The sequence below is a fragment of the Flavobacterium anhuiense genome, from assembly GCF_001705175.1.
GTDB lineage: Bacteria > Bacteroidota > Bacteroidia > Flavobacteriales > Flavobacteriaceae > Flavobacterium > Flavobacterium anhuiense.
Genome location: NZ_CP016907.1, coordinates 4,956,554 through 4,972,139, shown reverse-complemented (window position 1 = coordinate 4,972,139; position 15,586 = coordinate 4,956,554). Strand labels below are relative to the sequence as shown.

13 protein-coding genes are annotated in these 15,586 nt (G+C 34.4%); 11 read left to right on the top strand and 2 right to left on the bottom strand.

Going from position 1 to position 15,586, the window contains the following annotated elements; all coding sequences use genetic code 11:
• Nucleotides 1-2: 2 nt before the first annotated feature.
• From BB050_RS20930 to BB050_RS20920, 3 genes are all read left to right on the top strand, one after another.
• Nucleotides 3-596 (top strand): MiaE family protein, encoded by a 594-nt coding sequence (locus tag BB050_RS20930; RefSeq protein WP_008463152.1) that lies wholly within the window; start codon nt 3-5, stop codon nt 594-596.
• Nucleotides 597-822: 226 nt separating this feature from the next.
• A complete protein-coding gene (locus tag BB050_RS20925; protein ID WP_066034983.1) occupies nt 823-1,863 on the top strand; it encodes a GMP reductase in 1,041 nt (346 codons plus the stop codon).
• 2 nt (nt 1,864-1,865) lie between these two features.
• Nucleotides 1,866-2,363: a GNAT family N-acetyltransferase gene (locus BB050_RS20920; protein WP_083219889.1), complete on the top strand. Its 498-nt coding sequence runs from the start codon at nt 1,866-1,868 to the stop codon at nt 2,361-2,363.
• A gap of 132 nt (nt 2,364-2,495) precedes the next feature.
• On the opposite strand, the gene BB050_RS20915 is transcribed toward BB050_RS20920, so the two are convergent.
• Nucleotides 2,496-3,074 carry a pentapeptide repeat-containing protein gene (locus BB050_RS20915; RefSeq protein WP_066034982.1) on the bottom strand — a complete coding sequence of 193 codons (579 nt, stop codon included), beginning with the start codon at nt 3,072-3,074 and terminating at the stop codon, nt 2,496-2,498.
• Between the two features lie 156 nt (nt 3,075-3,230).
• On the opposite strand from BB050_RS20915, the gene aspA reads away from it, so the two are divergent.
• From aspA to BB050_RS20885, 6 genes are all read left to right on the top strand, one after another.
• Complete coding sequence (gene aspA, locus BB050_RS20910; RefSeq protein WP_066034981.1) at nt 3,231-4,640, top strand: aspartate ammonia-lyase; 1,410 nt, start codon at nt 3,231-3,233, stop codon at nt 4,638-4,640.
• A gap of 158 nt (nt 4,641-4,798) precedes the next feature.
• A complete protein-coding gene (locus BB050_RS20905) occupies nt 4,799-6,070 on the top strand; it encodes a BamA/TamA family outer membrane protein (protein WP_066034980.1) in 1,272 nt (423 codons plus the stop codon).
• A 163-nt stretch (nt 6,071-6,233) separates the two neighbouring features.
• Nucleotides 6,234-6,908 carry a response regulator transcription factor gene (locus BB050_RS20900; protein ID WP_066034979.1) on the top strand — a complete coding sequence of 225 codons (675 nt, stop codon included), beginning with the start codon at nt 6,234-6,236 and terminating at the stop codon, nt 6,906-6,908.
• Between the two features lies 1 nt (nt 6,909).
• Nucleotides 6,910-8,292, top strand: coding sequence for a HAMP domain-containing sensor histidine kinase (locus BB050_RS20895; RefSeq protein WP_008463158.1), 1,383 nt, complete (start codon nt 6,910-6,912; stop codon nt 8,290-8,292).
• Nucleotides 8,293-8,375: 83 nt separating this feature from the next.
• Nucleotides 8,376-9,098: a hypothetical protein gene (locus tag BB050_RS20890; RefSeq protein WP_066034978.1), complete on the top strand. Its 723-nt coding sequence runs from the start codon at nt 8,376-8,378 to the stop codon at nt 9,096-9,098.
• A 108-nt stretch (nt 9,099-9,206) separates the two neighbouring features.
• Nucleotides 9,207-10,154: a bestrophin family protein gene (locus BB050_RS20885; RefSeq protein WP_008463161.1), complete on the top strand. Its 948-nt coding sequence runs from the start codon at nt 9,207-9,209 to the stop codon at nt 10,152-10,154.
• 461 nt (nt 10,155-10,615) lie between these two features.
• Here BB050_RS20885 and BB050_RS20880 read toward each other — a convergent pair whose 3' ends face one another.
• The gene (locus BB050_RS20880) at nt 10,616-12,037 is read right to left on the bottom strand and encodes an aminotransferase-like domain-containing protein (RefSeq protein WP_066034977.1); all 1,422 of its coding nucleotides are present in this window, start codon (nt 12,035-12,037) and stop codon (nt 10,616-10,618) included.
• Between the two features lie 111 nt (nt 12,038-12,148).
• Here BB050_RS20880 and BB050_RS20875 point away from each other — a divergent pair, with 111 nt between their 5' ends.
• Nucleotides 12,149-13,063 carry an EamA family transporter gene (locus BB050_RS20875; protein WP_066035252.1) on the top strand — a complete coding sequence of 305 codons (915 nt, stop codon included), beginning with the start codon at nt 12,149-12,151 and terminating at the stop codon, nt 13,061-13,063.
• Nucleotides 13,064-13,279: 216 nt separating this feature from the next.
• Nucleotides 13,280-15,538, top strand: coding sequence for an acyl-CoA dehydrogenase family protein (locus BB050_RS20870; protein ID WP_066035251.1), 2,259 nt, complete (start codon nt 13,280-13,282; stop codon nt 15,536-15,538).
• Nucleotides 15,539-15,586: the final 48 nt, after the last annotated feature.

The window sequence follows — 15,586 nt, the reverse complement described above, 5'->3', positions numbered from 1 at the left end:
AAATGGGCGTATTAAGACTACAATTGCCAACCGACCCAAGATGGGTAAATATTGTTGAGAAGAATATAGAAGAAATTCTAACCGACCACGCTTGGTGCGAGCAAAAAGCAGCAACCAATGCCATTACGATTATTACAAACAATCCAGAGCATCAGGATTTAGTTCAAGATTTATTGGCTTTAGTAAAAGAAGAGGTAGATCATTTTGAACAAGTTCATAATATAATTATCAAAAGAGGACTAAAATTAGGTCGTGAGCGTAAAGACGAATATGTAAACGAACTATATCAATATATGAAAAGAAGCGGAGACGGAAGCCGCGTTTCTGGTCTTGTAGAAAGACTTCTTTTCTCTGCTATGATCGAAGCCAGAAGCTGTGAACGTTTTAAAGTGCTTTCAGAAAATATTCAAGATGAAGAATTGGCTGTTTTCTATAGAGAATTAATGGAAAGTGAAGCAGGACATTACACAACTTTCATTACTTATGCTCGTAAATATGGAGTTGGAATTGATGTTGAAAAACGTTGGAGAGAATGGTTAGCTTTTGAAGAATCTATCATTACCAATTACGGGAAAAACGAAACGATTCACGGATAGCTTTTTTTAGTGTTCAGTCTCAGTCACAGTTTTCAGTTTATATCTTTGTCAGGCTGAGCGAAGTCGAACCCCGCGCAAAGTACATCAAATTAAAAGAGCTTTAATCAGCGCTTTCGCGAAAGCAAACTAATGGACAATTGTTCAAAAGTTCAACTTTTTGTTAATCTAATATCTGAAATCTAAAATCAGAAATTCTTACATTTGAGAGTAACCAAAATCTCGAAATATGAGAATAGAAATGGACCTGAAATTAGGATTTAAAGATGTAATGTTTAGACCTAAAAGATCAACGCTCAAAAGCAGATCCGAAGTTTCCTTAGAACAAAATTTCAAATTTTTGCATAGTACTGCTAGTTGGATAGGAATTCCTATTATGGCAGCCAATATGGATACCGTGGGAACTTTTGAAATGGCAAAGGTTTTGGCTAAAGAGAAGCTATTTACGGCCATTCATAAACATTACACTTTAGAGGAATGGAATAATTTCTTAAAAAATGCAGCTCCAGATTTCTACGATTATATTGCGGTAAGTACGGGGACTGGAAAAGAAGATTTTGAAAAGATTGAAAAAATAATCTCTGCAAATCCTTTACTGAAATTTATCTGTATTGATGTTGCCAATGGTTATTCGGAACATTTTGTTCAGTTTTTAAAGAAAACCAGAAAACAGTATCCTGATAAAATCATTATTGCAGGAAACGTCGTTACAGGAGAAATGACTGAAGAACTTTTATTGGCCGGCGCTGATATTGTAAAAGTCGGAATTGGACCAGGTTCAGTCTGTACAACTCGCGTAAAAACGGGTGTTGGTTATCCGCAATTGTCTGCAATTATAGAATGCGCTGATGCCGCTCACGGTTTAGGCGGACATATTATAAGCGATGGAGGATGTACAACTCCAGGAGACGTAGCCAAAGCTTTTGGAGCCGGAGCCGATTTTGTAATGTTAGGCGGAATGCTGGCAGGACATACCGAAAGTGGTGGAGAACTAATCGAAGTAAATGGCGAAAAATTCAAACAGTTTTACGGAATGAGTTCGAAAACTGCAATGGACAAACACGCTGGAGGTGTTGCAGAATACAGAGCAAGTGAAGGAAAAACAGTTCAAGTTCCGTTTAAAGGGGAAGTAATTTATACGGTTTTAGATATTTTAGGCGGAATAAGAAGCACTTGTACGTATGTGGGGGCTTCTAGATTAAAAGAATTAACAAAAAGAACGACTTTCATCCGCGTAAGCGAACAAGAAAATCAAGTTTTTACTAAATAAATATGATTAAAATTACAGAAGCATCTATTGAAGATATTGCTAAAATTCAAGAAATCGCGCATATAACTTGGCCAATTACGTATGGCGAAATTCTAACGAAGGAACAATTAGATTATATGCTAGATCTCATTTATTCTGACGAAGCTTTATCAAAACAAATTCAAAATAAAGAGCAACTGTTTTATATGATTTCCGATGCTGATTCTATAATTGGTTTTATCGGAATTGAACACAATTATAAAAACGAAGCGATAACCAAAATCCATAAAATCTATCTTTTGCCAGAAACTCAAGGAAAAGGTTTTGGTAAAATAGTATTTGAAGAAATTGCAAAAATGGCTTTAGAAAATAATTCAAACGAACTTTTATTAAACGTAAACCGTTTTAATACGGCACTGAATTTCTATAAAAAACTAGGTTTTGAAATAAAAGAAACGGTTGATATAGAAATTGGAAATGGGTATTTGATGGAGGATTATGTGATGGGGAAGAAAATCTAAAACAGCTTTTTTGTCATCCTAAGGAACGAAGGATCACACTAATATTTCCGTAAAGTATATCGCCAATATTTGTCGAATTCTAAGTGTGATCCTTCGTTCCTTAGGATGACAAACTATACGTTTTTTGTTTGATTAACTCACAATCACATCATGTGTAAACAATAACCCTTTTACTTCACTCAAAGAAAAAATAGCTTTCTTCAGTTTAGTTTTAGACGGATCAATAGTATAATTATAACTCGTTTTAAAATCGGCTTTATTGGCGATGGCTTTGCTAAATTCGGAACGGTATAAATCGCAGTTATCAAAAATCACGCTGGTTAAATCGGCTGCCATAAAATCCACAGCTATTAAACTGCAATTAGTAAACGGAGTTCCTTTTAATTTTAAAGTATAAAACTTCGAAAAGTCAAGAATACAATCATTAAAACGAACTTCAAAAATGAGTTTGTCGCACATGGCAAAATTCACTTCTTTAATTTCACATCGATTGAAAGTAACCGTTCTCAAAGCAACGTAATTAATTTTGGCTTCGCTGAAAATACAATCATTAAAAACGCAATCGATAAAAGTAACGGCAAGAAAAGTGCAGGCAGAGAAGTTACAATTGTTAAAAACGCAAGATTCAAAGTCTTTAAAATTCAAATCATCTTTGGCGTAAACAATCGCATTGTATTCTTTATCAAGAAAATATTCGCTTTCTTTTTTCAACTCTTTTTAATAATTATTTGAGGCCGAAAAGGTACTAATTTGCCATAAAATAATCTGAACAAATCAGAAATGATTTTGATTCTATTCATATTTTTATGCATAAAATACTGTAGCTTTACACTTATTTTTTAAGTCAAAACATATCAATTTTATTATATGGAATCAACAAGAAAAGAACATGATTTTCTGGGAGAATTAGAAATTCCCAATCATTTATACTACGGAATCCAGACTTTTAGAGCGGTAGAGAATTTCAATATTACTGGAATTCCAATTTCAAAAGAGCCTTTATTTATTAAGGCTTTAGGATATGTAAAAAAAGCTGCTGCCATGGCAAATAAAGATTGTGGAGCGCTTGATCCTAAAATTGCTGAAGCGATTTGTTACGGAAGCGATCAGGTAATTGCAGGTAAATTTGATCAGGAATTCGTGAGCGATTTAATTCAGGGTGGAGCAGGAACTTCTGTAAATATGAATGCCAATGAAGTAATTGCGAATATCGGTTTAGAATATCTTGGCCATAAAAAAGGAGAATATAATTTTCTGCATCCAAATAATCATGTAAACTGTTCTCAATCTACAAATGATGCTTATCCGTCCGCTTTTAGAATTGCTTTGTATTTGAAAATGGAAAGTTTTATTAAAACTTTTGCAGGTTTAGAAGTAGCTTTTGCTAAAAAAGGAGAAGAATTTAAAGATGTCTTAAAAATGGGAAGAACGCAATTGCAAGATGCGGTTCCGATGACTTTAGGACAAGAATTTAAAGCCTATGCGACTACTATTGGTGAAGATATTCAGCGTTTGAAAAATGCTCAAGATTTATTGTTAGAAATCAACATGGGCGCAACTGCCATTGGAACAAAAGTAAATGCTCCTGAAGGTTATCCTGAAATCTGCGTGAAATATTTAGCAGATGAGGTTGGAATTCCGCTGACACTTTCACCCGATTTAATTGAAGCAACGGTTGATACGGGAGCTTATGTTCAGATTATGGGAACTTTAAAACGTTCTGCCGTTAAAATTTCTAAAATCTGTAACGATTTACGTTTATTGAGTTCCGGGCCAAGAACAGGTTTGAATGAAATTAATCTTCCAGCACGTCAGCCAGGTTCGTCTATTATGCCTGGAAAAGTAAATCCTGTAATTCCAGAAGTGGTAAATCAGACTTGTTTTTATGTAATTGGCCAAGATTTAACAGTTACAATGGCGGCAGAAGCAGGGCAATTGCAATTAAACGTAATGGAGCCTGTCATTGCTTTTGCGATGTTTACTTCGTTGGATTATCTTTCAAATGCGATTCAGACTTTAATTGACAAATGTATTAACGGAATCACAGCAAATGTGGATCACTGCTACAATATGGTGATGAACAGCATCGGAATTGTAACGCAATTGAATCCGATTTTAGGTTACGAAGAAAGTGCTAGTATTGCTGGAGAAGCTTTAAAAACAGGTAAAAGTGTGCATCAAATTGCTGTTCTCGAAAGAAAATTGATTACACAAGAAAAATGGGATGAAATTTATTCTTTAGAAAATCTAATCCATCCAAAGTTTATAACTAAATAATATTAAATAGCGATATGAAAAAGCCGTCAAATATTTTTTGACGGCTTTTTTTGTTAAAATATTTTGAAAATTATTTGGTTTTAGTGTTTAACATGTTGAAAATAAGGCTTATATTTACAATGAGATAGTAATCTTATTTCTAAAACAAAACTTTGTAAATGGTGCTTTTTTTTCAAAATAATGCCGTTCAGTACAAGTCTAAAATCTTAGGATTATTATTTCTTATTTCTTTTAATTTATTTTCTCAAGAAGAAATTCAAAATCCGAAAATTTGCCCTCCTAAAACGGTATTCGATCTTTTTAAGAAAGATGACGATGCACTGGTTGTTAAGCCCACAAAAAACAATTTCTTTTTAGTAATTCCTGCAATTGGCTCGCAGCCCGCAACTGGGTTCTTTTTTGGTGCGGTCGCACAATATACTTTTAAAGGAAAAAAAGAAAAAGACAAATATTCAATTGCTAATATTGGAATCACGTATACCTTAAAAAATCAGTGGCTGGTAAATGTAAAAAACAATATTTTGCTTAAGAACAATAAAATCTTTTTAAGTGGCGATTATCGCTTGTATCTGTTTTCACAACCCAATTATGGTTTAGGGACTGATATTATTCCGCCAAGACGAGACCGTCCTCCCGGTTTTAGTATAGATTCATTAGCTCAGGATATGGATTATAACTATTTCAAATTTCATCAGACAGTTTCTTTTGAAGTCAAAGAAAATTATTACATCGGAGGAGGTATTAATATTGATTGGTATTCGAGTATAGATGACAAAGAGTTGGATGTTGCAAACGAGAAGTATACGTATCATTATAATTATAGCCAAAAATACGGATTTAATAATTTTGAATATTTCTTAAACGGAGTAAGTTTAAATCTGGTTCACGATTCGCGTGATAATCAGGTAAATGCATCAAAAGGTTGGTTTGCCAATATTAACTACAGATTTAATCCTGTGCTTTTCAACAATCAGGAATACAGTAATGTGTTGTTTGCTGAGTATCGTCATTTTGTTCCTGTTTCTCATAAAAATCCGCATTATATTTTGGCATTTTGGACCTACGGACAATTTGTAACCAAAGGGAAAGTGCCGTACTTGAATCTACCTGCCATTGGTTGGGATCAGCGTAGTAGAAGTGGAGAGGGTTATACGCAAGGATTATTTAGAGGAAATGGATTGGTTTATTTATCTACTGAGTTCCGATTTCCGATAACTTGCAATCAATTGCTGAGCGGTACTGTTTTTACCAATTTTGTAACAACAAGTAATTCTGATAACGATCTTAAACTATTCAAGTCGATTCAGCCGGCAGCTGGAATTGGTTTAAGGCTTTTAATTGACAAAGCGTCCAAAACTAATCTTATTTTTGATTACTCGTGGGGTAACAATTCTAAAGGATTTTATTTGAATGCTGGAGAAACTTTTTAGTTTCAGAAATTAAGAATAAGAAACTTTAACGCTAAAAAATATCAAAAAGCAGGCAATAAGGCCTGCTTTTTTTATTCTTCATAATTAAATCATAATTTGTAAAGTTGTTTAAAATTATTTTAAATTGTATTCTTATTTTTGTTGTATATACAAACTTCTTAATATGAAATTACTGATAGTCGAAGATGAGCCAAATCTATTATCGATATTACGAAAAGGTTTTGCAGAAAATAATAATGAAGTAAGCGTGGCTATGGATGGTAAAACAGCCATAGAAATGATTCATAATTATACTTTCGATGTGGTAATTTTAGACGTAATGCTTCCTGATATCAACGGGATTGAAATCTGCAGAAGACTTCGTGCCGCAAAAAACTTCGTGCCTATTTTACTCTTAACCGCTCTAGGAACTTCAGAAAATATTGTAACTGGACTTAATTCTGGCGCAGATGATTATTTGGTTAAGCCTTTTAAATTTGGAGAACTAGATGCCAGGGTAAATGCTTTATACAGAAGATCTCAGCAGGAAACAGAAAAAATAGATACCATCACAATTGGTGATTTAGAAATAAATGGCCGTGCAAAAACGGTTAAAAGAGATGGAGAGAATATTGTATTGACTGCTAAAGAATTTAAGCTTTTGTATTATTTGGCTAAAAATACGGGGCGTATTGTTTCGCGTGACCAAATTCTAGATAATGTTTGGGATATTAATTTTGATATGAATACCAACGTGGTTGATGTATATATTACGTATTTAAGAAGAAAGATAGATAAACCTTTTTCAACGAAACTGATTCACACCATGAAAGGTTTGGGATATGTAATAAAACCATAATATGGACATTAGGAAAAAAATCACTTTCAATTACGTTGCTCTTTCTACCTTTAGCACCTCGCTATTGTGTATCATCGTATTTTTTTTATTCAGGGAAAATAATCGATATCACTTTTTAAAGCGTTTAGATGATAGAGCAAAAATTGTAGCTTCAATTCATTTTCAGAAAGATCCTGAGAAAATTAAATATTATAAAAATCTTCAAAAAAATGGTCTTGAAGAATTGATTGAAGAAGAGGAATACGTATTAAAAGTAAACAGCCACAATAGTTTTGATTATAATACAAATCTAAATCTTCCGAATACTTTTTATACCAATGTTTTAAGTACAGGAAAAGATTCTTACGAAATAGATAACAAGTATTATCTCGGACAGATTTTTCAAGAAAACAATCAAAAATATATTGTAATTGTTGGCGCGAGAGACCGTAAAGGAAAAGATACAACGGTTTATATAGTTAAAATTATGCTTTTTGGCGGAATCGGATTTGTGATTCTAGCTTTTCTTTTAGGACGATTTTTAGCAAAACGAGTTATCAATCCAGTAGCACGAATTACCAAAGAAGTAAAAAGAATTAGTGCTTCTAATCTGCACAATCGTCTTCCTGAAGTTAAAAACTCTGATGAAATATCAGATTTGACCAATACTTTTAATAATATGCTGGATCGATTGGAAACTTCATTTGAGATTCAGGCTAATTTTATCAATAATGCTTCTCATGAGTTAAAAACCCCAATCACCACTATCATTGCTGAAGCAGAAATTATGCTTCTCAAAGAAAGAGAAGTTAGCGAATATATTGGCTCATTAGAAAATATTTATAGCCAGGCTTCTAGATTAGGAAATCTAACAGAAAGTCTCCTTAAGCTTACTCAAACGGGTTATGACGGACAGAAACAAGTATCGGACATTGCTCGCATGGACGAACTATTATTGGATGTAAAATCTGATCTCGACAAGATTTATCCTGACAACCGCGTAAGCATTAAACTTAATTTTGCTCCAGAAGATTCTAATTTACTGCTTTTGCCGTGCAATAAACCGCTTTTAGAATTGGCAATCAACAATATTATTACCAATGGAGTAAAATATTCTGATAACAATGAAGTGTTTGTGAACCTTACGGCCAATAAAGAAATGATCAAAATCACGATCAATGATATCGGGATCGGAATTCCGCCAGAAGATATTCCGCATTTATACGAGCCTTTCTTTAGAGGTAAAATTGCAGCCAAATATATTGGCTATGGTTTAGGACTTCCTTTGGCGTCTAAAATTATTAGAATGCACGATGGCGAACTTCAAGTGCAATCTGAGCAAAACAAAGGAACAATCGTTACAATCATCTTCAAAAAAGGCAACATTAAAAAATCTAATGTTTAATTTTAGAAAATTCTAATTTTAGATTAATAAAGGTCTAATCTACTGAGAGTTATTTTGTAAGTATAAACTAAAAGAATATACTTATGAAAAATTTTCTTATACCTACAACTTTAAAAGATGACACCATTTCGGCTGTTAAATCTGCGGTAAATCAGTCTAAAAATACTGAGTCGGAAATTATTTTAGTATTAGTTTCAGAAGCTCCTGATACATTTTCGTCATCGGGTTTTTTAAGAGAAATGAAGTCAGGACTTACTAGGAGTCAGGAAGAAGTTCTGGAAACTTGCCGTTATATTATTGAACACACTTCAAATATTAAATTAAAAGTCCACAATCAATACGGACTTTCAGCACCAATTTTCAAACGCCTGATAGAAGTTTTTTCAGTAAAATTGGTCATTCTCACGCATTCTTATAAACAGGAAACCAAAAGAATTCATCAATATCTCGTGCAATTGGCAGGAAATCAGAAATGTCCGATTCTGCATCTCAGTACAGAAGTTAATAAAGAGGTTTTCCATAAAGCATTGTATGTAGAAAATTCTAGCAAAAATATCCACGTAAAAGATGTTCAGGAATTTTTGAGCGCTAATTTCTCTTTCGAAATTGTAAGCCAGACCGCCAGTTTTGAAGATAACTACGAAAATGTAGCCCCATTTTTATCAGAAGCCATTTCAAAACACAACATCGATATGCTGGTAGAAACCCGAAAAGGCGAAAAAATCAAATTTAAAAAAGCGAAAAAAGAAAATGTCAACGAAAAACTAGGGCTCCCAGTTCTTTCATTGTACGAAGAGATGGTTTGAGACTAAGGTCCTCAGATTCTGAGGTTCTAAGGTACTAAGTTTTTTAATTTTCAACCTTAGAATCTCAGAACCTTAGCCCCTTAAAAATATTAATTTAAATCCGAAAATATGTTATTAAAGAAAAGAATACCAATGAAGTACGTTCTCGGGAAAATTAAAGTAGAAATTGCATTAGTATTGGCTTATACGATACTGTTTGAAATTTTCCATCACTATTTTATCAATCTTCCTGTAGATATCCCGATTGCCATTCCGACCATGATCGGAACGATTATTTCTCTATTATTGGCCTTTAAATCAAATCAGGCTTATGATAGATGGTGGGAAGCGAGAATTGTTTGGGGAGCCGTAGTAAACGATTCCAGAACCTTAATTCGTCAGGTTTTGACGTTTTATGAAGACCCTGATTTTTCTGTTGAAGCTAGTGAATTCAAAGAAAACTTTGCCAAAAGACAAATCGCTTGGTGTTACAGTTTAGGACAGTCGCTTCGAAATAGAGATGCCATAAAACCGCTTGAAGGATTAATGAGTGAAGAAGAAATCAAATACATCAAGAATCATCAAAATATTCCAAATGCTATTTTAATGCTACATGCAAGAGATTTGAGAAATGCGAAAAACGAAAAGAGAATCAATATGTATCAGCAGGTTGAAATCGATAACACTTTGTCGAGATTATGTGATGAAATGGGAAAATGTGAACGAATTAAAAACACGATTTTTCCAACAACATACAGTATGTACATTAGATTGACTTTATGTTTATTCATTTTTGTATTGCCTTTCGGATTAACAAGCGTATTAAGCTGGTTTGCCATTCCGCTGATTACTGCAATCGGTGCCGCTTTCTTTTTGATCGAAAGAATGGCGATTCATTTGCAAGATCCGTTCGAAAACAGACCAACAGATACGCCAGTTACTGCAATTGCAAATACGATTGAAAAAAATATCAAACAAATGCTGAACGAATATCAAAGCGAATTTGATATCCTAAAAGAATTTGATTTAAATGATGAACCTAAGAAAGTCGAAAAAGACGCTTATTTTGTCTTATAACTATTTAATTTTGGTCTTCTTTTAATTGTTGGCTGGACAGTGTGTAGTTGCGCTGTCCAGTTTTTTTTTGTCATTGCGAGGAACGAAGCAATCACGCTAACAAATAATAGTTTGTCATTCCGAGGAACGAGGAATCTCCACAAGAAACGCCGAAAGGTGAAGAAGGAAGAAATTACCAAATGTTTTAAACATAGCCAGCGGTTTCAACCGCTCGAACGCAAAGAATGGCAAAACCTACTATGTGTTCCCGTGGTTGAAACCACGGGCTATGTTAATTTAGAAGGTATTTAGTCTTTTTTAAACACATTGTTTTGTCATTTCGACGAAGGAGAAATCTCCACAAGTAATTCCGTAACAATTTTCCAATCTTTGCCGAGCTTCTCACGGAGATTTGCTTCGCCTGTTTGCTATCGCTCGAGTCTTCTTCGTCGAAATGACAATATTGTGTTTGTTTTTGGAGTCTAAAGGTGCTTCGCTAATCTTCCCAACGTCTGAATAGCAGTTCTCACTTCATTAGACCAAGGCAATCCAAAACTCAATCGCATACAATTTGAAAACTGATCTTGAAATGAAAAGATCCTTCCCGGAGCAATGCTAATATTATGTTTTAACGCTAAATGATAAAAAGCCGCAGTATCGATTTTTTTATCCAGTTCGAGCCATAAGAAGAATCCGCCTTGTGGTTGACTTACTTTTGTTCCTGCTGGAAAAGACTCTAAAACAGTATTAATGTAGTTAGTACAGTTTCGATTCAGAATCTGACGAATTTTTCTAAGATGATTTTCATAACGGCCATTTTTTAGAAAGTCACCAACCACTTCGTGTGTAATAGTTGAATTGGAGATCGTATGGTACAATTTGGTTCTCAGAACTTCTTTTTTAAACTTCCCCGGAGAAACCCAGCCCACACGATAGCCTGGTGCCAGACTTTTAGAAACCGAACTGCAACACAAGACAATACCGCTTTCATCATAAGTTTTGCAATTCGTAGGACGGCTTGAACCGAAATATAAATCACCATGAATATCGTCTTCAATTAGTGGAACATTATAAAATTCCATTAAACGGACAATTTCTTTTTTATGTTCATTTGGCATCATACTTCCTGATGGATTACTGAAATTGCTCATTAAAACACAGGCTTTTACTTTATTGGAAGCAAGAGTCTTCTTGACCGCTTCGAGTTCAATTCCCGTTGTCATATTAGTTGGAAGTTCCATTACATATAAGCCTAAGGATCTGGCCAATTGTAGAATGCCAAAGTAAACCGGACTTTCAGTAATAATAGTATCTCCTGGTTTAGTCAGTGCCAGCAAACAATTTGAAATTGCCGAAATACAGCCTGGAGTCGTTATAATATCATCTTCAGTAAGAGAACCGCCCCAAGTAAAAGACCAGCGTGCAATTTCTTTTCTTAGATTACTGTTTCCTTCAATTTCCTCATAACTCATTCCGCTGTTCGGCAATTGGCGCATGGCTTGAACCATTCCTTTATTCAGTTTCGCAATCGGAAGCAATTCATTGGACGGGAAACCAAGCGAAAGCATCGTAATATCTTTTTTACGCATATCGCCATAAACCAAATCCACTAAATCTTCGCGTTCAATATTTTCAAGAGTTAAAAGAGGTTTACTTGCCGATGGTTCTGGAATTGTTCTGGCCGAAATGTTACTTACATAATAACCAGATTGCGGTCTTGATTCTATCAAAGAGCGGCTCTCCACTTCATAATATGCTTTGCTGACAGTGCTCATACTATAGCCCGTTTCAGCACAAACCTCTCGTATAGAAGGCAATTTGTCACCTACATTTAGAAGTCCAGATTTGATCTGTTTTTCGATGAGGTCAGCAAATTGAAGATATAAGTAATTTGAATTTTTCATTATAAAAATAAAAACTGTTATGCTGCAATTTACAAAAACTGTATCTGTATTGCTGTTTTATTTTTTAGAAATTTGCTTCATCAAAAAGAAAACATTTCAAAAGCAACTTTAGTGAAAACAACAAAATATTATATCGCGGCTATTTCTGCCTTTACGACATGGGGACTTTTCAGTTTGGTTTTAAGACCAATTCATGAATATCCATCATTAGATATTTTATTTTTTCGCGTTTTTAGCTGTAGTATTCTGATGCTCTTAATTGCTTTGTTATTCAAAAGAAAACAGATAAAAGAGACCGTCGAAATCTTTAAAGCGTTGCCAAAATCAGAAAAAAGAAAATCGATTCTGCTTAATATTGGCGGAAGTGCCTTTTTGATGGGAAATTGGTTTACGTATATTTATGTAATGAATCATGTTAGTGTAAAAGCGACTTCTCTGGCATATTTAGTTTGTCCTATTCTGACGACCATACTCGCTTATTTTATATTGCACGAAAAACTGTCCAAAACGCAGTGGATTTCTGTGGGATTAAGTATTTCAGGCTGTGTTTTACTGTCTTACGCTGCCATTATGGATATGGTTTTTAGCATCATTATCGGACTAACGTATGCATCTTATTTAGTAAGTCAGCGAGCCAATAAAGGTTTTGATAAGTTTATTGTACTGACTTTTCATATTACTTTGGCTGCATTAGTATTATTACCGTTTTATCCGGTTTTTGGGGGACCGGTTCCAACGGAATTTAAGTTTTATCTCTGCATTGAAACCATTGCAATTGTATTTACTATAATTCCGTTATTTCTCAATTTGTATGCACTCTCAGGAATCAATTCTTCGACAGTTGGAATGTTATTAAACATTAATCCTATGATTGCATTTGGTTTGGCGGCCTTTTTTTTCAAAGAAAATATTACGCCTTTGCAAATTACGGCATATGGTATCATTTTTACCGCAGTGTTAGTTTTTAATTCGCATCATATTTTTGCCATAAAGCAAAAAATGACCACAATATCCAAGGGTTCTTAATTCTTAGTTTTCATATTTTTTATTGGTTTAAAATCGAAAATTGTCAGAATCTTAACAGGATGTTTAAACAGGAATGAGTATATTTCATTCCTGTTTTTTTTATGCGATAAAGCGTAAAAAATATAGCCACGAATTCACGAATTTTTTCAGCCTAATTTTTTAATAATTCGTGAATTCGTGGCTAAAAAAACTATTTCTAAACTGAATACTATTGATATGCAAAATACCAAACTTCAAGCCTTTACTCCATTATTTTATTTAGTGTGGTCAGATGATTTACTGACACAGAAAGAATTTGCAACCTTAAAAGAGTTTATAAATTCCTTAAATGTTTTGTCTCCAGACGAAAAAGAATATTTGCTTTCTAAAGCCGATATTTCAAATCCGCCTTCACGGAATGAACTCACACAATGGAAATTGGATATTGAAAAAAGTATTCAGGATACCTCTTCGATCAAGTCTATTTTTGATATTGCAAAAGCACTTTCAGGAAGTAATCTAGATTTAACTCCTATAGAATCTGATTTTAAAAAATTAGAAAATGATTTAGGAATTTTGGGAGAAGAAGCATTGCAAAATTTCAAGACGAAAGCAGGTTCTTTTACAGCCGATTCTCAAACTAATGCCAGTTTTGATATTCAGAAAATCACTCAAATTTTGGATGGAAAAGAAGCAGCAATAATCGAAAGAGTAAAATCGGTTATTTCAAGACCTGAATTTGCTTACGAAACTTCTACCGATATTAATGTTTTCAGACAGACTGTCTATAAATGGTGCAAGATTCTAGCCGATGAAAATCTCGGAAATATGGCATATCCAAAACAATATGGAGGAGGAGAAAACATAGCAGATTATTTTGCGATTATGGAAACGCTGAGTTATCATGATTTAAGTCTGGTAATTAAATTTGGTGTTCAATTCGGGCTTTGGGGAATGAGCGTTCAATCTTTAGGAACCGAAAAACATTATGCTAAATATTTAAAAGATATTGGTTCGCTGAAACTTCCTGGCTGTTTTGCTATGACCGAAACGCATCACGGATCTAATGTAAAAGGTCTGGAAACTACGGCAACTTATAACCATAGCGATCAGACTTTTACTATTCATACGCCAAACAAAAACGCCCAAAAAGAATATATTGGCAACGCAGCCGTTCACGGACAAATGGCAACAGTTTTTGCTAAACTTATTATTGATGATCATGATTATGGCGTAAATGCATTTGTGGTTCCATTACGAGATCCTAATGGAAATGTCGTAAATGGCGTGACAATTGGCGATTGCGGCCATAAAATGGGATTAAATGGCGTTGACAACGGAACCATTAGTTTTGATAATGTAGTGATTCCGAAAGAAAATATGCTGGATCGTTTTGCTTCTGTGAATGATAAAGGAGAATTTGAAAGTCCAATTCCGAGTGATAACCGTAGATTTTTTACAATGTTAGGCACTTTGGTAGGAGGGAGAATTGGGATTCCGCGTTCGGCTTTAGCAGCAGCAAAATCTGGATTGACAATTGCCATTCGCTACAGCGATCAAAGAAGACAATTCGGGCCAGAGGGTGGATCTGAGGTTCCAATTTTAAATTATAGAATGCATCAGCGTAGATTATTGCCGCATTTAGCGAAAACGTATGCAGTTCATTTTGCGCTGCAATATTTAACGAATAGATTTTTAAATAGAACCGAAGCCGAAATGCAAGAAATCGAAGCTTTGGCGGCGGGAATGAAATCTTTTTCTACTTGGAGCACTAGAGATATTTTGCAGGAATGCAGAGAAGCCTGCGGAGGAAAAGGCTATTTGTCTGAAAACCGAATCGACGCGCTTAAAAACGACACTGAAATCTACACTACTTTTGAAGGCGATAATACCGTTTTAATGCAATTGGTAGCTAAAAATCGTTTGGCAGAATTCCGAAAGGCGTTTGGAGAAATGGGATCGTTGGGAATTATTAATTATGTCTACGAAAATGCAAAAACAGCTATTGCAGAGAAAAACCCAATTGCAACTCGAAGAACAGAAGACGAACATTTATTGGAGGGAGAGTTTCATCTTCAGGCATTTGTGCACAGAGAAAAAACAATTTTGGCTTCGGCAGCGAGACGTATCAAGAAATTAATTGATGGCGGATTAGAACCTTATGACGCCTTTAATGTGGTGCAGCATCAAATGATTGATGTAGCGCAGGCGTATCTAGAAAGAATAGTTTTAGAACAATTTCAGATTGCAATAAAAGCGGTTGAAGATGAATCATCAAAAGCAATTTTGACAAAATTAAATCAGTTGTACGCGCTTTCAACTATAGAAAAAAATAAAGCTTGGTATCTAGAAGACGGCTATATGGAAGCGGTTAAAACGAAAGCAGTTCGTAAAATGGTGAATCAGCTTTGTTGGGATATTCGTCCAGATGCTGTGGCTTTGGTAAATGCTTTTGATATTCCTGAAAGCTGTTTAGCGGCGCCAATTGCGGTCTAATTTTTTTTACCATATAAGTGATAAAAGAATTGAAGCAACTTTGTCAAA

Excerpts from the sequence above, each read along its gene's own strand:
- BB050_RS20930 (WP_008463152.1), top strand. The coding sequence starts at position 3 with ATGGGCGTATTAAGACTACAATTGCCAACCGACCCAAGATGGGTAAAT.
- BB050_RS20925 (WP_066034983.1), top strand. The coding sequence starts at position 823 with ATGAGAATAGAAATGGACCTGAAATTAGGATTTAAAGATGTAATGTTT.
- BB050_RS20920 (WP_083219889.1), top strand. The coding sequence starts at position 1,866 with ATGATTAAAATTACAGAAGCATCTATTGAAGATATTGCTAAAATTCAA.
- aspA (WP_066034981.1), top strand. The coding sequence starts at position 3,231 with ATGGAATCAACAAGAAAAGAACATGATTTTCTGGGAGAATTAGAAATT.
- BB050_RS20905 (WP_066034980.1), top strand. The coding sequence starts at position 4,799 with ATGGTGCTTTTTTTTCAAAATAATGCCGTTCAGTACAAGTCTAAAATC.
- BB050_RS20900 (WP_066034979.1), top strand. The coding sequence starts at position 6,234 with ATGAAATTACTGATAGTCGAAGATGAGCCAAATCTATTATCGATATTA.
- BB050_RS20895 (WP_008463158.1), top strand. The coding sequence starts at position 6,910 with ATGGACATTAGGAAAAAAATCACTTTCAATTACGTTGCTCTTTCTACC.
- BB050_RS20890 (WP_066034978.1), top strand. The coding sequence starts at position 8,376 with ATGAAAAATTTTCTTATACCTACAACTTTAAAAGATGACACCATTTCG.
- BB050_RS20885 (WP_008463161.1), top strand. The coding sequence starts at position 9,207 with ATGTTATTAAAGAAAAGAATACCAATGAAGTACGTTCTCGGGAAAATT.
- BB050_RS20880 (WP_066034977.1), bottom strand. The coding sequence starts at position 12,037 with ATGAAAAATTCAAATTACTTATATCTTCAATTTGCTGACCTCATCGAA.
- BB050_RS20870 (WP_066035251.1), top strand. The coding sequence starts at position 13,280 with ATGCAAAATACCAAACTTCAAGCCTTTACTCCATTATTTTATTTAGTG.